Origin of the sequence: Microbispora sp. KK1-11, assembly GCF_006874435.1 — a bacterium.
Classification (GTDB): Bacteria; Actinomycetota; Actinomycetes; order Streptosporangiales; family Streptosporangiaceae; genus Microbispora; species Microbispora catharanthi.
On record NZ_VIRJ01000002.1, the window covers coordinates 318545 to 336031 of the forward strand.

The following is a 17487-nucleotide window of genomic DNA, read 5'->3' on the forward strand; positions in this document are numbered from 1 at the left end:
GACCGAGGATTTGAGGGGGCATTGTGGCCCAAGCATGGCTGCCCGGCGCAAGCCGACTTCCCTCCCCCGGGGACTCCGGAGCGATGCTCGGAGGAGCCCCGAGGACCGTCTGGTTCATCTGGCCCGCCGACCCCCAATGGGTCTCGGCCAGGTCCGTCGCCCAGCGGCTGATCCAGCTCCGCCGGCCCTCCCACCTGGTGTGGAACCCGGTGACCGGGGAGATCGTCCAGTTGCTCTCGCCCACCAGGGCGGGCGGCGGGCTCGCCGCGGACCGCGGCAGGAACGGACGGGTCTGCGTGCAGATCCAAGTCATCGGCTCGGCGAGGGAACCGTTCACCGACACCAAACTCGACGGTCTGGACGACATCCTGGCCTGGCTCGACTCCTGGGAGGTGCCGCGCCGCTGGCCGGCCGGCCCTCCGCTGCCCTATCCGCATTCCCTGGCCGCCGAGCGCAGCAAACGCCTCTGGGCGCGAGGCGGCCACTTCGGCCACTCCCAGGTGCCCGGCACCAGGGAGGGCGACCCGGGATCGATCGACATCGCCCGCATCATCGGCGAGGAGGCGCTCAACCTGGAGGTCCCCCTGCCCGGAAGGGAGCTCAGGCTTCTTCAGGAGGTATGAGCTCCCGGATCACCGCGCACCCGCGCCGCACGTCGGCCCGGGAGGCCGAGCCGTAACCCAGCACGAGGCCGTGCACCCGAGGCGGCCCGTGGTGGTGGGCTTCGGTCGTGTCCAGGAGCACGCCGCGTTCCCCGGCCCGCCGTACGAGGCCGGGGGCCACGCCGGCGGGCAGGGTGACCATGACGTGGAGCCCGGCCGTGTCGCCCCGCACGTACGGCCCGAGCGCCTCGACGATGGCCGCCCTCCGGCGGGCGTACTCCAGCCGCATCCTGCGCAGGTGCCGGTCGAGGTCTCCGCGTTCCAGCAGAGTCGCCACGGCCTGCTGGACCGGCCCCGACGTGCGGTCGGCGAGGTGCATCCGGCGCTCGGCCACGGCGTCGAGCAGGTCGGCGGGGGCGACCAGCCAGCCGAGCCCGACGTCGGGACCGAGCGACTTCGACAGCGTGCCGAGCAGCACCACCCGCCCGGGGTCGAGCCCGTACAGCGCGGGCAGCGGCGCGACGTCGTAGCGGAACTCGGCGTCGTAGTCGTCCTCGACGACGATCGCGCCGGTCCTGCGCGCCCAGGCGAGCAGCTTCTCCCTGCGCGGGATCGGCAGCCTGCCGCCGACCGGGAACTGGTGCGCGGGCGTGGTGTAGAGCACCCGCAGGTCGTCGGGGAGCGCCTCGACGATCACGCCCTGCTCGTCCACCGGGCAGGGCACGACCTCCGCGCCCCGGGAGGCGAAGATCCGGCGGGCGGCCCGCCAGCCGGGGTCCTCCACCCCGGCCCGGGTCCCCGGCCCGAGCAGCGTGGCGGCGATCAGGTCGAGGCCGTTGCCGGTGCCCCTGGTGACCATGACGTTCCCGGCGCCCACCGGCACGGCCCTGGCCCTGCGCAGGTGGTCGGCCAGCAGCTCGCGCAGCTCCGGATGGCCGTAGGGGTCGGGGAACGCGTTCAGCGCCAGCTCGCCGGCAGAGCGCCAGGCCCGCCGCCAGGCCGCCGTGTCGTACCCGAACACCCACGGCCGCCCCGGCCGCAGGTCCACCCATCCCGGGGGCGCCGGCTCGCGGTGGACGGCCCCGCGGGCTTCGATCGCCTGCGCGCCGGGCTTCTCGTACGGCAGCGTGTCGTCGGCCACGTAGGTGCCCGAGCCGTGCCGCCCGTCCAGCCAGCCCTCGGCGTACAACTGCTGGTACGCGTCGGTCGCGACCGTCCTGCTGACCCCCAGCAGGGCGGCGAGGGCCCGCGTGGACGGCAGCCGCTCCCCCGCCCTGAGCCGGCCGGTGCGCATGGCCTCCCGCAGTTGACCGGCCACCTGGACGGCGAGCGGCACCGGGGCCTCACGGTCCACGGCCAGCGGCAGATCTATGGTCACACGCAAAGTGGTCCCCCCGTATGGGCCGTAAGTGGACGTATTCCGCCGGTCCACTTCGACCTAACGTATCGGACATGCTCTCCACAACCGCCCGTACAACCCTTAGGCGGTCGAAAGACCGCGCCCGCACCGACCGCGCCGACCTGTACGCGGTCCTGGACGCCGGCCTCATCTGTCATCTCGGCGTGCTGGCCGGTGGGTCCCCCATGGTGATCCCCACCGGCTATGGGCGGATCGGCGACACCCTCTACCTGCACGGCTCCACCGGCGCGACCTCGCTGCGGGCCGCGCTCGGCACCCCGGTCTGCGTCACCGTGACCCACCTCGACGGCGTCGTGCTGGCGCGCTCCGCCTTCCACCACTCCGTGAACTACCGGTCCGCCATGGTCTACGGCCTCGCCCGGATGGTGGACGACCCCGAGGAACGGCTGGCCGGCCTGCGGGCCATCACCGAGCAGCTCGCCCCCGGGCAGTGGGACGCCGTACGCCTGCCGGACCGCAAGGAGATGGCCGCCACGGCCGTGGTCGCCCTGTCCCTGGGGGAGGCGTCGGTGAAGGTCCGGCAGGGGCCGCCGAAGGACGACGAGGAGGACTACGACCTGCCCGTCTGGGCGGGCGTGCTGCCGCTCACCGTGTCGTGGGGCGCTCCCGAGCCCGACCCGCGCCTCGCGCCCGGCATCCCGGTTCCCCCGCACGTCAGGAACCGTCAGCCGCGACTGTAAGCGGATTGCAAGCGGTTTCACCGACACTGCGGCCGACCTTACATCAGCCAGGGAGGCCGCATGAGTTCCGCCGAGCACTGGAATGTGCCCGGTTACACGGTGACGCGTGAGCTGGGCGCGGGAGGCGGCGGCCGCGTCGTCCTCGCCGTCCACGAGTGGTCCGGCGCCCCTGTGGCGATCAAGTACCTGTCGGAGGACCTGCGCCGGGACGAGGAGTTCGTCGCCCGTTTCCGGCAGGAGGCCCGCCTGCTCGTCGAGCTGGACGACCCGCACGTGGTGCGGCTCTATGAATACCTGGAGACCGGGCGGGGCGCCGCGATCGTCATGGAACTGGTCGACGGCCCCACCCTGCGGGCGCTGCTGCGCGAGCAGGGCCCCACCGGTGCCGAGGCCGCGCTCGCCGTCCTCAAGGGCTCCCTGCTCGGCCTGGCCTCGGCGCACGCGACCGGCGTCGTCCACCGCGACTACAAGCCCGAGAACGTGCTGGTCACCCCCGACGGGACGAGTAAGCTCGCCGACTTCGGCATCGCCGTGCGAGCCGGAGGAGCCCTCGGCTCCCCGGCCGGCACCCCGCCGTACATGGCCCCCGAGCAGTGGACGGGCACGGCCGCCTCGCCGGCGTCCGACGTGTACGCCGCGACCGCGGTCTTCTTCGAGTGCCTGACCGGGCACCGGCCGTACCGGGCCACCGAGCACGCCGTCCTCCGGCACATGCACCAGACGGCGCCCGTGCCGGTCGAGGATGTCCCCGAGCCACTGCGGCACCTGGTCGCGCGCGGCATGGCGAAGGACCCCGCGCTACGGCCGGCGAGCGCGACCGCGTTCGTCTCCGAGCTGGAGCGGGCCGCCGTGGCGGCGTACGGCCCGGCATGGGAGGAGCGGGGCCGCCGCAGGCTGGCCGTGCTCGCCGCCACCCTGGCCGCGACGTTCCCGCTGAACCGGACACGTCCCCCCGAGGCCGGCACCTCGCTGTTCACCACGACGTTGCGATCGCTGAGGAGCAGGGGTGTCCTGCTCACCGCCGGGGCCGTGCTGATGGTGGTCGCGGGCGGCGGCATCGGCGCGTACGCCCTCGGCTCGGCCGGGACGCGCACCGTCGCGGCGTCGCAGGACACGAGCGTGGGGAACACGGGGGCGGGGAACACAGGCGCGGGGAACACGGGTGTGCCTGCCACGGCGTCCGCGTCGCCGGTCGTCCCCGAGGAGACGCAGAAAGAGACGCCGAAAGAGACGCAGAAAGAAACCCCGCACGAGACGCCGCACCCCGTGCGGAGCCCGTCCCCGGCGCCCACTCCGGCGCCCACCCCGGCGCCCACGGTCAAGCCCTCTCCCAAGTCTTCTCCCCAACCTTCTCCGAGACCGTCTCCGACGCCCTCGGTGAAGCCGTCGTCCTCTCCCTCGCCGGTCAAGGTCGCCGGCCTGGACGTCGGCGGGCTGTCGTACAAGGCCGGAGCCGGCAAGGACGGCGCGACCGGCGCCGGAACGGTCACCGTCAGGACGAGCGGGCCGGGCAAGGTGACCCTGACCGTGCGCTTCACCGCCAACGGCGCCGTGACCGCCACCCGCACGCTCACCCTCAGCGGCGCGACGTCCTACACCCGCACCGTCTCCGGCGACCTCGGCAACGTCTGCTCGGGCACCTGGGGCATGCGCGTGACCACCGGCCCGGCCGCGCCGGGCGGCGCCCGCGAGGCCACGGCGAAGGCGCCGCCGTGCCTGACCTCGGTCACCGGGCTGAAGGCCGGCACACCGGTCGTGTCCTCGGCCGGGGTCGCGACGGCCACCGTGACGGCCACCGTGACGGTGACCACCGACGGCACCGGCCCGGTGGACCTCACCGGCCGGTTCTCCGCGCCCTCCGCGGGCGGCGGAACGAAGACCGTCCGTCTGTCCGGGGCGAGGACCTACACGCGGACGCTGTCGTACACCTTCTCGCGCCGCCCCTGCGGCGAGAGCGTCACGTTCGGCGCCTCGACCGATCCGGCGGCCCCGGGCGGCACCGCGTCGCGTTCGGTCGCGGTGACCTGCCCCGCCTCCGTCGGCCAGGTACGCGTGCAGAGGCTGGCCATAAGCGGGACGACGGCCACGGCCACCATCGCCGTCACCGCGGGCGACACCTCGGCGGTGCGGTTGGACCTCGCCTGGACGACCGGTGGCTCCACGGTCGCCACCCGGACCTTCAGCCTGTCGGGCAAGACCGGCTATACCGTCACGGCCTCGTACACCTACTCCCGCCGGCCCTGCGACTCCTACGGCGTGACCGCGTCGACCTCCCCGGCCGCGGCGGGCGGCGCCTCCACCATCACCCGGCAGACGGACCCGTGCGTCAAATGACCCCGACAATCACTGACAACTCAGTCTGACTAAGTCGTGACTTTTCATCGCACTCGCAAGGTCGTCACTAAGCTACGGTCTCGTCATTTGGCGGGGGCCCCAGGCGATGAGGAGACAGACCGTTATGCACGGCCAGACGGGCGCCTGGCGCGTCCCCGGCTATACGGAGATTCGTGAACTCGGCACGGGGGGCGCCGGGCGAGTGATGCTCGCGCGGCACGACGCCGACGACATCCCGGTGGCGATCAAGTACCTGTCCGACGAGATGATGGCGGACCTGCACTTCGTCGCCCGGTTCCGGCACGAGGCGCGCCTGCTCGCCGCCATGGACCCCAACCCTCACGCGGCGCGCTTCTACGAGTACGTCGAGACCGCGCGCGGCGCCGCCATCGTCATGGAGCTCATCGACGGCGTCTCGCTGCGCGCGATGCTCCGCTCCGAGGGCCCGACCGGTCCCGAGGCCGCGCTCACCGTGCTCAAGGGCTCGCTGCTCGGTCTGGCCTCGGCGCACTCCATCGGCGTCGTCCACCGCGACTACAAGCCCGAGAACGTCATGGTCGAGGCCGACGGCACCAGCAAGCTCGTCGACTTCGGCATCGCGGCGCAGACCGGCGAGGGGGTCAGGGCGGCCGGGACCCCGCCGTACATGGCGCCGGAGCAGTGGTCGGGCGGGAAGGCCGGACCGGCGAGCGACGTCTACGCCGCCACGGTCGTCTTCTTCGAGTGCCTCACCGGCGGACGGCCGTTCCGGGCGCAGAACATGGCCGCGCTGGCCCGCCAGCACCAGGCGACCCCTCCTCCGGTCGACGAGGTGCCGCCCCCGCTGCGCGACCTCGTGGAGCGGGGCATGGCCAAGCGGCCGGAGGACCGGTTCGCGTCGGCCGAGGAGTTCGTGCGGGAGCTCGAGACCGTCGCGGCGGGCGCGTACGGCCCGGCCTGGGAGGAGCGCGGACGGCGCCGGCTCGCGGCGCTCGCCGGGCTGCTCGTGCCGTTCTTCCCGCTGAAGGAGAACGCCCCCGAGACCGGCACCGCGCTGGCCGAGACGAAGCTCGGCGGGCTGCTGAGCCAGACCCGCATGAAGATCGGCCTGACCCTGGCCGGGATGGTCGTGATCGCCGGCGGAACGGTGGCGCTGGTCCAGACCGTGAGCAGCGGCACGACCCTGCAGGCCGGGACGACGATCGAGACGTCGAGCCCGCCCGCGGTCGATCCCTCGTCCATCGAGGTGGAGGACGACTCCGGCGACGACCCCACCGAGGAGCCGGAGGACGCCACTCCCGCCCCTGCGGCCACCACCCCGGAGGCCGCCAGCCCCGAGCCGAGCGCCTCGCCGACGCCGGCCGCGCGGCCCAGCGCGACCCGCCAGGCGACCCCCCGGCCCAGCCCCTCGGCGACCGCGAAGCCGAAGCCCACCCCGACCATCAGGCGCACCCCGAAGCCGAGGCCTTCGCCCAAGCCCGTGCCCTCGGACGACTCGGTCACGGTGGACCCGCGCGGCAACCCGCAGACGACCACGCGGCCCAGCCCCATCCAGACCAGCAGGCCGCCCACGACACGGCCCACCACCCGGCCCACGACGCAGCCCTCCACCCAGCCGTCGAGCCAGCCGACCCAGCCGACGACGCAGCCCAGCACCCCCGATGACCGGCCGACGCTGACGCTCTCGTCCAGTTCGCCGCCGGAGATCCGATGAGCGCGCTTACCGCCGCCCTGGTGACGACCGGCCTCGTTCCCGCCACACTGGCCGTGGGACGCATACGCGGACGGCACCGAAGGCGGCGGTAGATGCGAGAAGGCGCGACGGTCGCGGGGCACCGGCTCACCGGCCGCACCCGGCCCAGCGAGGTCGGCACCTGGGCGGACGCCGTCTCCCCCGACGGGCGGCCGTCCGGTGTGCTGCGGTTCGATCCCCAGGCCGTCGCGACGGCCCAGGCACGCGAACGGCTCGTCGAGGCGGTCGGCGCCGACGTGCGCCTGCACGGAGGCGGGCCGATCGGGCTGCTGCCCGTGATCGACCTGGTGGCCGCGCGTGACGAGGTCTGGCTGATCACCGCACGGGCGACACCGGCCGTCGCCGACCTGATGGCCGCCGGCCGCCTGGACCCGGGCGGCGCGGCGACCGTGCTCCTGGAGACCGCGCAGGCGCTGCTCGCCGTGCACGCCGCCGGGCTGGCCCACGGCGCGCTGCATGCCGGGACCATCGTGATCGGGGAGAACGGCTCGGCGCTGCTGGCCGAGCGCGGCCTGCTGCGGGCGCTGCGGGGCGAGCACGCGTCCACGGAGCAGGATGTGGCGGCCTGGGCCGCGCTCGCCGGCGCGCTGGCCGCGAACTGCGGTCAGGGACCCGCCGCGGCGGCGCTGCGGCGCGCGTCCGCCGCCGCGGCCCATGGGCTGGCCGCCGCGCGAGACACCCTGCTCGCCGAGCGCGGCGCGTTCCCCGGCATGGGCAGGGAACGGCTGGCCCACGCGGCTCACGGCCTCGCCGCGCCCGTGTCCCCCGGACTCCCCGCCGGCGCGGCGGCCGGCGCTTCCGGCGGGGAGGCGGTGACCCTGCTCGACCTGCCGAACGCGGCGGACGGTCCCGGCGACGTGATGATGCGGTTCGGGCCCGGGGTCCCGACCGAGACCACGGCCGCCCAGATCTGGCGGGCCGGGCGGACCTCCGACGCCATCACGGCCACCCACGCCGGCGGTCCGGCTCCCCGGCGGCGCCGCAAGCGCACGACGGCGTGGGCGGGGACGTTGCTGCTGGCGATCCTGATCGCGGCGGTGATCCTGTGGCTGCGCCAGACGCCCGGCGCGCCGCTCGCGGTGAGCGACGTCGACGTCAAGGCGCCCAAGAAGACGGTGCGCTGCTACGGCCAGGCCGACTTCGTCGGCCTCGTCACGACCAACGGCGAGGCCGGGACGATCCGCTACCTCTGGATCCGCAGCGACGGCCGCGAGCCGCTGGAGGAGGAGCAGCGCATCTCCTCGGGAGACACGTCGGTGGACCTCCCCCTGCACTGGAAGGTGACCGGATCGGGATCGTTCAAGGGCACGGCCACGCTGCGCGTCCTGTCGCCCACGACGACCGGAAAGGCGATCCAGGACAAGGCAAGTTTCACCTACAAATGCTGATTTCATTAGTGTGGCGCGCATGACGACGACCCCCGCCGGCTGGTATCCGGACCCGTACGGCTCCCCTCTCCTCCGTTGGTGGGACGGCACCCAGTGGACCGACGCCACCCACGCTCCCGGGCAGGAGGCCGGGGCGCCGCCCCAGGCCTCCCATCAGGCCCCTCATCAGGCCCCGCAGCAGGCCGCTCAGCAGGCCCCACAGTGGACACAGCCCCAGTGGGGGCCTCAGAACCAGACGGCGCAGCTTCCGATGCCCGAGTTCGGCGCGCCGCGGCGTACGGCGCCGGTCTGGCCGTGGATCGTGGGCGGCATCGCGGCGGTGGTGGTGCTCGCGCTGGTCATCGGCGGCGCGGTCATCGTCCTGCGCGATCGCGCCGGCACGGCCCTCGCCCGGCCGGACACCACCGCGACGGCGCCACAGCTCGACCAGACCGTGCCGCCCGAGCAGGAGCCGCAGCAGTCCACCGCGCCGCTGCCCCAGCTCCCCCAGCCGTCCGGTGACCGGATCAAGGACCCGGTCACCGGCCTGTCGTACGCCTACCCGGGCGACAAGTGGCAGGTGCCGGAGTCGAAGGACATCAACAACCCGGCCGATCCGACGAGGCCGGTGTGGACGAGCGGCTGCCAGGCGACGTCCCAGTCGAACTACGACGGCAGGGGCAGCGACTGGGTGGGCAGCGTCTACACGGCCGAGGTGCCCCAGATCTTCCCCTACAGCGGCGCGCAGAGCTTCGGGCAGCTCGCGCAAGGGCTGCTGCTCACCTACGACCAGGGCTGGTACGGCATCCAGCACGAGCGCAAGATCCTGCGCAACGAGGCGCTGACCGTGAGCGGCAAGCAGGGCTGGGTCGTCGAGTTCGAGATGGACTTCACCAAGGTCGCCGAGGCCAACAACCTGAAGTGGAAGAAGGAGAAGGGCGCGATCATCCTCGTGGACCGAGGCCAGAACGCCCGTCCCGCGATGCTGTACGTCTCGGTGCCGGACAACCTGGACCAGTCGGTCATCAAGCGCCTGGAGGACTCGCTTCAATCTCAGTGACGTCCCCATTACCCTTCAGCATTACTCTTGAGCCATGACTGACCCGCTGGTCTGGATCGACTGTGAGATGACCGGGCTCGACCTCGGCCGTGACGCGCTCATCGAGGTGGCCTGTATCGTCACCGACGGCGAGCTGAACCAGCTGGATGAGGGCGTGGACGTCGTCATCAAGCCCCCCGCCGAGACGCTGGAGCAGATGTCCGAGGTCGTGCGGGAGATGCACACGGCCTCGGGACTGCTGCGGGCGCTCGCGACGGGGGTGACCCTGGCGGAGGCCGAGGCCGTCGTGCTCGACTACATCCGCTCCCACGTGCCCGAGGCCAAGAAGGCGCCGCTGTGCGGCAACTCCATCGCGACCGACCGCGCGTTCATCGCCAGGGACATGCCGCTGGTGGACACGTTCCTGCACTACCGGATGGTCGACGTCTCGTCGATCAAGGAGCTGGCCCGCCGCTGGTATCCCCGGGTCTACTTCGCCTCCCCTGAGAAGCAGGGCGGGCACCGCGCGCTGGCCGACATCACCGAGAGCATCCGGGAGCTGCGCTACTACCGCGCCGCGGTGTTCGTGCCGCAGCCCGGCCCCGACTCCGCCACCGCCCGCGAGGTCGCGGAGGCCGTCTCCGGGTCCTGACGGCGGAGGGCGAGCGGTATTGAGGGCGCGGAGGACTCCGAAATACCGCTACACTTTCTTCGTACGCCTCGAACGGCGGACATGGTGGGTGTAGCTCAGCTGGCAGAGCGCCAGGTTGTGGTCCTGGATGTCGTGGGTTCAAGTCCCATCACTCACCCCAATGGCGAACGGCCGGTCCCGACGGACCGGCCGTTCGCTTTTCCATGACCGATTATCACCTCCGTATATACACTCGATGTATAGTCGCGACCATGACCGTTCCCCTCGCGTTGCTCGGCCTGCTGGAACGGGAGCCGAGCCACGGATACGACCTGAAACGCGACTACGACGCCTTCTTCGGCCGGGGCAGGCCGCTGCCCTTCGGGCAGGTGTACTCCACGCTCGGCCGCCTGGCCAGGGACGGCAAGGTCACCGGGCAGAGCGAACCGGGCGACGGGCCGGACCGCAAGCGCTACGCGATCACGCCCCTGGGCAGGCAGGAGGTCGCCACGTGGCTGGCCGAGCCGGTCGCGGCCGAGCCGTACCTGCAGACTGTGCTGTTCACCAAGGTCGTGCTGGCGCTGATGCTGGGCCGTGACGCGGCCGGCTATCTGGACGCGCAACGCGCCACGCACATGCGGCGCATGCGGGAGCTGACGGAGGTCAAGCGCGGCGGCCCCCTGACCGACGCCCTGCTGGCCGACCACGCCATGTTCCACCTGGAGGCGGACCTGCGGTGGATCGACGTCACCCAGGCCCGGCTGGGGGCCCTGGCCGAGATGGTGCGCGCCTCGTGATCATCGAGGCTCGGGAGGTCAGCCGCTCCTACGGCAGCACGCCCGCGCTGCGGGAGGCGAACCTGTCGGTGGCCGCGGGCGAGGTCGTGGCGATCATGGGTCCCAGCGGGTCCGGCAAGTCGACGCTGCTGCACTGCCTGGCCGGCATCTTCACGCCGGACAGCGGCGAGGTCTGGTTCGACGGACGCCGCCTGGACACCCTGGACGACGGCCGTCGCAGCGAGCTGCGGCGCACCGCCTTCGGCTTCGTCTTCCAGTTCGGCCAGCTCGTGCCGGAGCTGACCGCGGCCGACAACGTGATGCTGCCGCTGCTGCTGGGTCGCACCAGGAGAAAGCACGCCGAGCGGCGGGCGGCCGAATGGCTGGAGCGGCTGGAGCTGGCCGACCTGGGCGGGCGGCGCACCGGGGAGCTGTCCGGCGGGCAGGCGCAGCGCGTGGCGATCGCGAGGGCGCTGGTGACGCGGCCGCGGGTGGTGTTCGCCGACGAGCCGACCGGCGCGCTGGACACGCTCACCGGCGAGCACGTGATGGACCTGCTGGTGGGCCTGGCCCGCGAGGAGGGCGCCACCGTGATCGTGGTGACCCACGACGCCAGAGTGGCCGCGTGCGCCGACAGGGAGGTCGTGGTGCGCGACGGCCGTGTCTCCGACCCGTACACGACCGGGGCGGTCCGATGATCCGGCTGGGCCTGCGGCTGTCGCTGAGCAGCGGCAGGGAGGCGGCGGCCAGACTGGCGCTGATCGTCGTCGGGGTGACGGCCGGCGTCGTGGTGCTGCTGGCCACGCTGTCGCTGTTCAACGCCTTCCAGGCCACCGACGGCCGTCCCTGCTGGGAGTGCACGACCGGCTCGGCGCCCAGCGGCTGGGCGCTCGACGCGACGGCCGACGGCGCGCTGTGGAACTACCACGAGGACTTCTACGCGGGCCGGACGATCAAGAGGCTCGACGCCGCCGCGCTCGGCACGCGGGCGCCGGTCGTCCCCGGCCTGTCCCGCATGCCCGGCCCTGGGCAGTATTACGCCTCGCCCGCGCTGGCCGGGCTGCTGGACTCGGCGCCGCCTGAGGAACTGGCCGCCCGCTTCCCCGGCACGCGCGCCGGGCTGATCGGCGACGCGGCGCTGTCCGGACCCGACGAGCTGGTCATCGTGCTAGGACGGACGCCGGATGAGGTCGCCGCCATGCCCGGCGCCAGGCAGGTCGACACGGTCTCCGCGGTCTCCGCGGTCTCCACCGTGCCCGCGTTAGACGACAGCGCGGACGTCTACCGGTTCGGCTTCGGCGTCGCCGCCGTCGGGCTGATCGTCCCGTTGCTGGTGCTCGTCGGCACCGCCACCCGGCTGGCCGCGGCTCGCCGCGAGACCCGCTTCGCCGCGATCCGCCTGGTCGGAGCCACCACGCGGCAGATCAACGTGCTCGCGACGGTGGACGCAGCCCTGGGCGCGCTGGCCGGCGCGCTGGCCGGCCTCGCGATCTTCCAGCTCGTACGGCCGGCCGTGGCCGAGGTGCGGATCACCGGTGCCCGGTTCTTCCCTGAACTGGTCGCCCCGCATGCCTGGCAGTACGTGGCCGTGCTCGGCGGCGTGCCGGTCGTGGCGGCCTGCGCCGCCCTGTGGTCGCTGCGCCGGGTGCGGATCTCGCCGCTCGGCGTGGCGAGGAAGACCGTCGGGTCCCCGCCGCGAGCGTGGCGGGTGATCCCGCTGCTGGCGGGACTGGGGATGTTCGCGGGCCCGGTGTACCGGAACGGCAAGCCCGACGATCTGCTCGCCGTCGTCGCGCTCGCGCTGGTCATGGTCGGGCTGATGCTGGCCGGACCCTGGCTGACCATGGTCGCCGCACGCCTGGCCGCCCGGCTGACCCGGGGCGGGGCGACGCTGCTGGCCGCGCGGCGCCTGGCCGCCGATCCGAAGACCGCCTTCAGGTCGGTGAGCGGGCTGGTGCTCGCGGTGTTCATCGGGACGACGATCGCGGCCCTCGTGCCGACGGTGGTCGCCGGCCAGCAGAAGGTGGCCGGGGGCATGCTCAACGACGTTCTGGGCGCCAGGTTCGACCGGCCGGGCGTCTCCGGCCTGTCACCGCGGGCGGGGACGGAGCTGCTCGACCGGCTGCACGCCCGCCCGGGCGTGGACGTGCTGCCGATCTACGCCAGGGCTGCCATGGAAAAGACTCCCCCGCGGCCCGACGGCCCGCCGCCCGCGCCGTACGTCGTCGAGTGCTCCGATCTGGCCCGCTTCCCCGTGCTCGGCCGCTGCCCTGTGAACACCGACGGCAGGGGCGCTCGGGCCGTGGCGGGCAACTTCGCCCGCATCATCGGCGCCGACAACCCCCTCACCGTCGACAGACTCCTTCCGCTGGCGGGCCCGGCCAGCCCGCCCGCCGACACCGACGGGCTCGACCTGGCGGCCGTAATGATCATCACGCGCGATCCCGCGACACTGGAGCGGCTGCGCACCCTGCTGGCCGGCCACACCGTCGAAGCGCCGATGACCTTCGCCGAGGTCGCCCAGGTCAGGGCGGACCTGTACACCCGGGCGGAGAACGTCGCGCTGGCCATGGTCGGGCTCACCCTGGTCGCCGGCGCCTGCGGCCTCGTGGTGACGGCCGGCGGCGGGCTGGTGGAGCGCAGGCAGCCGTTCACCCTGCTGCGGCTGGCGGGCACGCCCACGCGCACCCTGGCCGCGGTGGTGCTGCTGGAGTCGGCGCTGCCGCTCCTCCTGGCCGCCGCGCTCGCCGCCTGCGCCGGCTTCGGCGTGGCCGAGCCGCTCATCGACGCCCTCGCGATGAAGAGCACGTCGATCGCCATGCCGGGACCCGTCTACTTCGCCTCCCTCGGCGGCGGCCTGGCCGCCTCCCTCCTGGTGATCCTCACGACGCTGCCGCTGCTGCGGCGCATGACCACGCCCGACAACGCGCGTTTCGAATAGGAGATCGATGAAGCTCAGACCCCTCGTGATCGCGCTGGCCTTACTCGCCCCCTCCGTCGCGGCCGTATCCCCGGCGGAGGCGGCCGACGAGGGGTACTCGGCCACGATCCGGCGCACCGAGTACGGCATCCCGCACATCACCGCCAAGGACTACGGCGGCCTCGGATTCGGATACGGCTACGCCTTCGCCCAGGACAACCTGTGCACGCTCGCCTCCTGGGTGGTGACGCTGCGCGGCGAACGCTCCCGCTACTTCGGCCCGAAGGCCGAGTCCGACGACCCGGTCCGCCCGGTCACGAACCTCGCCGGCGACGTCTACTACAAGAGCGTCGCCGAATCCGGCGTCGTACGGCGGCTGCTGGCCCGGCCCGCGCCGGTCGGCCCGAGCGCCGAACTGCGCCGCCTGGTCGACGGCTACGTCGCCGGATACAACCGCTACCTGGAGGACACCGGCGTGGCGAACCTGCCCGACCCCACGTGCCGGGGCAAGGCGTGGGTCGGCCCGATCACCGCCACCGACATGTGGAACAACCTGCTCGACCTCGACCGGATGGTCTCGAGCTCCAGTCTGAAGGAGGCGATAACCGGGATCGCCGAACCCGAAGGGCCCCCAGAAGACAAGAGACCACAGCCCAAGCCGGCGGCGGGCAGCAACGCGTGGGCGCTCGGCCGTCAGGCCACGCGCGGGAACGGCGGCATGGTGCTGGCCGACCCGCACTTCCCGTGGCAGGGGATCCGCCGCTTCTACCAGGTCCAGCTCACCATCCCCGGCGTGCTCGACGTCTCCGGCGGCAGCCTGTACGGCACCCCGGTCGTCCAGATCGGTCACAACTCCAAGGTCGCCTGGACCCACACCGTCTCCCACGCCCAGCGCTTCACCGTCTACCGGCTGAAGCTCGCGGGCGGCCACAGCTACCTGGTGGACGGCCGGGCGGAGCCGATGGGCGAGCAGGAGGTGGAGGTCACCCTGCCGGACGGCACCGTCTCCGGTCACACGCTCCTCACCTCCCGCTACGGCCCGGTGCTCGCCGCCGGTCAGACCGACGAGGCGGCGTACGCGCTGGCCGACGCGAACGCCGCCAACCTGCGGGCGGCCGACGAGTGGCTGGCCATGGCCAGGGCGGGCAGCCTCGACGAGCTGCGCACAGCCCAGCGGACCTATCAGGGGATGCCGTTCGTCCACACCCTCGCCACCGACGCGAGCGGGACCGCCTACTTCGCCGACAACTCGGTCGTCCCCCACGTCACCGACGCCGAAGCGGAGCGCTGCGCCAGGCCCTCGCCGATGCCGGGCCTCGACGCGTACGTCCTGGACGGCTCGACCTCCGCGTGCCTGTGGGGCAGGGACGGCGACGCCGTCGTGCCGGGCATCTTCGGGCCGGGCAGCCAGCCGAGGCTGGTCCGCGCCGACTACGTGGCCAACTCCAACAACACCTACTGGATGACGAACCCGGCGAAACCGCTCACCGGCTATCCCAAGGCGTACGGCGAGACGGGCACCGACCTGGAGCCACGCCCCCGGGTCAGCCTCGACATGATCGCCCAGCGGCTGTCCGGCACCGACGGGCTCGGCGCGCCCGGCTTCACCCTGGAGACGCTGCAGGCCACGGTGCACGGCAAGCGCAACCTCACCTTCGAGCTCATGCGCGACGACCTGCTGAAGCTGTGCCGCACCCACCGCTCTTCCTCGGGCTCCGGGGCGGACGTGCGCGAGGCCTGCCGGACCCTGGAGAAGTGGGACGGGCGGGCCACCCTCGACGGCGAGGGCGCCGTCCTGTGGCGCGAGTTCTTCACCCGGCTCGGCCGTCCCACCAAACCGGGAGAGCCGTTCTTCAGCCCCTGGCGGGTGCCGTTCGATCCCACCCGCCCGCTGACCACCCCGAGCGGGCTGAAGATCGACGACCCGGCCGTGCGGCAGGCCCTCGCCGACGCCGCGCTCTACTTCCGGTCCAACCGGATCCCGCTGACGCTCACCCCCGGGCAGGCGCAGAGCTACTCCTCGATCCCGATTCCCGGCTGCACCGAAGGAGAGGGCTGCTTCGACCGGGTGCGCACGGGCGGACCGCTGGGCACGGACGGGCGCTACCCGGAGGTGAACACCGGATCCAGCTTCATGATGGCCGTCGAGCTCACCCCCGGCGGCCCCCGCACGCGGACCGTCCTCACCTACTCCCTGTCCGCCAACCCCGCCTCACCGCACCACACCGACCAGACGGCCCTGTTCTCGCGCGGCGGCTGGGTCACCGAGCGCTTCACCGCGGCCGAGATCGCCGCCGATCCGCACCTCGAAACCGTCACGATTCACGGGGGGCATTGACCCGGGCAAGTCAGTGCACTTTTCCCCAAACGTGGACGTTGCGGGTTATGCTGCCTCACAACCGCCGTGCGGGGGCCTCGGCGATCTCTGATCGTCTTCTACGGAGGCCGGATGAGAATCGACGACCGCACAATGGGGCTGAGCAAGCGGGAAGCCGAGGTGATGGAGCTGATCGCGACCGGTCACTCCAACGGCGAGATCGCGCGGCTGCTGTTCCTGAGCGAGAAGACCGTGAAGAACCACGTCAACCGCATCTACGCCAAGCTGGGCGTGGACTCGCGGATGACGGCCATCTGCCGCTGGCGCGGCGAACCCGCGCCACCGGCGCCGTCAGCCCCCGGCCAGATCCCCGGCGAGGACGGCGCGCAGGCCGGCCAGGCCGTACTCAAGCTCGTCCGGCTGGACGGACAGGGCAGGGCGTAGCCGTACGGACCGCTCGCCGCAGCGCAGGGCCAGGATCGCGCGTTCCTCCCTGAGCCGGGTGACCAGCCCGCCGGGGTCGGGGACGTCGAAGGCGCACATCAGCCCGCGTCCGCGCGCGTTGGCGACCAGGCCCTCGGCCTCCAGGCTCTGGAGGGCGCCCAGCAGCTTCTCGCCCAGGATGGCCGCCCTCGGGATCAGGGCGTCCCGCTCGATGATCTCCAGCATCCGGCGGGAGCGCACCATGTCGACCAGGCCGCCGCCCCAGGTGGAGTTGATCCTGCCGCTGACGCGGAACACGTTGTCGGGCACGAGGTCCACCCGGCGGCCCGCCATGATGCCGCCGACCTGGACCTTTTTCGCGAAGGCCACGATGTCCGGGGCCAGGCCGAGCTGCTGGTACGCCCAGGGGGTGCCGGTCAGGCCGACGCCGGTCTGCACCTCGTCCACGACGAACAGCGCCTCGTACTCGTGGCAGAGCGCCTGCATCGCCTGGAGGAACTCGGGGCGCATGTGGTTGTCGCCGCCCTCGCCCTGGATCGGCTCCGCGATGAAGCAGGCGATGTCGTGGCGGAACCGCTCGAACGCCTCCCTGGCCTGCGCCAGCGCCCGTTCCTCCGCCCGCTCGACGTCCCCGAAGTGGATGGCGGGGACGTCGACGCGCGGCCAGCAGAACCGGGGGAACCTGTCGGTCTTGACGGGGTCGGTGTTGGTGAGCGAGAGCGTGTAGCCGCCCCGGCCGTGGAAGGCCCGGGTGAGGTGGAGAACGCGGGTGCCGAGGCCGGGGTGGCGGCCGTGGGCCTCATTCCAGCGGCTCTTCCAGTCGAAGGCGCACTTGAGCGCGTTCTCCACCGCCGCCGACCCGCCCTCGACGAAGAACAGGTGCGGCAGTTCGGGGTCGCCGAGCACCCGCCGGAACGTCTCCACGAACTCGGCGAGGTGGACGGTGTACATGTCGGAGTTGGCCGGCTTGTTGGCGGCCACCCGGCCGAGCAGTGCGACGAACTCCGGGTCGTCGGCGAACGGGTTCACCCCGAGCGGCGACGACGCGAAGAACGTGTAGAAGTCGAGGTACCTCCGGCCGTCCCGGGCGTCGACCAGCCAGGAGCCGGCGCTCCTGTCCAGGTCGAGCACGAGACGGTAGCCGTCGACGAGCAGGTGCCGTGCGAGGGCGTCGTGCACAGTGGTGGGGTCCATTTCGCCTCCGCGTCATGCTGGGAAACGAGAT

At 72.7% G+C, this 17487-nt stretch carries 14 protein-coding genes and 1 tRNA gene; 13 read left to right on the forward strand and 2 right to left on the reverse strand.

Annotated features, from left to right (window positions below; translation table 11 throughout):
- The first annotated feature begins 83 nt into the window (after nt 1-83).
- Nucleotides 84-623 (forward strand): hypothetical protein, encoded by a 540-nt coding sequence (locus tag FLW16_RS04360; RefSeq protein ID WP_142557822.1) that lies wholly within the window; start codon nt 84-86, stop codon nt 621-623.
- Here the strand turns inward: FLW16_RS04360 and FLW16_RS04365 are convergent.
- Nucleotides 601-1986, reverse strand: coding sequence for a PLP-dependent aminotransferase family protein (locus FLW16_RS04365; RefSeq protein ID WP_142557824.1), 1386 nt, complete (start codon nt 1984-1986; stop codon nt 601-603). The two genes, FLW16_RS04360 and FLW16_RS04365, sit on opposite strands and share 23 nt — an antisense overlap.
- 68 nt (nt 1987-2054) lie before the next feature.
- Here FLW16_RS04365 and FLW16_RS04370 point away from each other — a divergent pair, with 68 nt between their 5' ends.
- From FLW16_RS04370 to FLW16_RS04425, 12 genes are all read left to right on the forward strand, one after another.
- Nucleotides 2055-2702 (forward strand): pyridoxamine 5'-phosphate oxidase family protein, encoded by a 648-nt coding sequence (locus tag FLW16_RS04370; protein WP_142557826.1) that lies wholly within the window; start codon nt 2055-2057, stop codon nt 2700-2702.
- Between the two features lie 60 nt (nt 2703-2762).
- Nucleotides 2763-5036 (forward strand): serine/threonine-protein kinase, encoded by a 2274-nt coding sequence (locus tag FLW16_RS04375; RefSeq protein WP_185949248.1) that lies wholly within the window; start codon nt 2763-2765, stop codon nt 5034-5036.
- Between the two features lie 124 nt (nt 5037-5160).
- Entirely contained in the window at nt 5161-6729 is a 1569-nt protein-coding gene (locus FLW16_RS04380) for a serine/threonine protein kinase (protein WP_260614879.1), read from the forward strand.
- 92 nt (nt 6730-6821) lie between these two features.
- A complete protein-coding gene (locus FLW16_RS04385; RefSeq protein ID WP_142557828.1) occupies nt 6822-8156 on the forward strand; it encodes a hypothetical protein in 1335 nt (444 codons plus the stop codon).
- A 19-nt stretch (nt 8157-8175) separates the two neighbouring features.
- On the forward strand, nt 8176-9195 hold the full coding sequence (locus FLW16_RS04390; protein ID WP_142557831.1) for a DUF2510 domain-containing protein: 1020 nt from the start codon (nt 8176-8178) through the stop codon (nt 9193-9195).
- 34 nt (nt 9196-9229) lie between these two features.
- Nucleotides 9230-9826 carry an oligoribonuclease gene (orn, locus tag FLW16_RS04395; protein ID WP_142557833.1) on the forward strand — a complete coding sequence of 199 codons (597 nt, stop codon included), beginning with the start codon at nt 9230-9232 and terminating at the stop codon, nt 9824-9826.
- Between the two features lie 84 nt (nt 9827-9910).
- Nucleotides 9911-9986, forward strand: a tRNA-His gene (locus tag FLW16_RS04400).
- A 91-nt stretch (nt 9987-10077) separates the two neighbouring features.
- A complete protein-coding gene (locus FLW16_RS04405; protein ID WP_161628069.1) occupies nt 10078-10602 on the forward strand; it encodes a PadR family transcriptional regulator in 525 nt (174 codons plus the stop codon).
- A complete protein-coding gene (locus FLW16_RS04410; protein ID WP_142557836.1) occupies nt 10599-11279 on the forward strand; it encodes an ABC transporter ATP-binding protein in 681 nt (226 codons plus the stop codon). The genes FLW16_RS04405 and FLW16_RS04410 overlap by 4 nt, the downstream gene beginning before the upstream one ends.
- Complete coding sequence (locus FLW16_RS04415; protein WP_142557838.1) at nt 11276-13522, forward strand: FtsX-like permease family protein; 2247 nt, start codon at nt 11276-11278, stop codon at nt 13520-13522. Before FLW16_RS04410 ends, FLW16_RS04415 begins: the two co-directional genes overlap by 4 nt.
- A 7-nt stretch (nt 13523-13529) precedes the next feature.
- Entirely contained in the window at nt 13530-15839 is a 2310-nt protein-coding gene (locus FLW16_RS04420; RefSeq protein WP_142557840.1) for a penicillin acylase family protein, read from the forward strand.
- Nucleotides 15840-15950: 111 nt separating this feature from the next.
- Nucleotides 15951-16262 carry a LuxR C-terminal-related transcriptional regulator gene (locus FLW16_RS04425; RefSeq protein WP_142557842.1) on the forward strand — a complete coding sequence of 104 codons (312 nt, stop codon included), beginning with the start codon at nt 15951-15953 and terminating at the stop codon, nt 16260-16262.
- On the opposite strand, the gene lat is transcribed toward FLW16_RS04425, so the two are convergent.
- Nucleotides 16170-17456, reverse strand: a complete 1287-nt coding sequence (gene lat / locus FLW16_RS04430; RefSeq protein ID WP_142557844.1) for an L-lysine 6-transaminase — start codon at nt 17454-17456, stop codon at nt 16170-16172. The two genes, FLW16_RS04425 and lat, sit on opposite strands and share 93 nt — an antisense overlap.
- Nucleotides 17457-17487 lie beyond the last annotated feature (31 nt).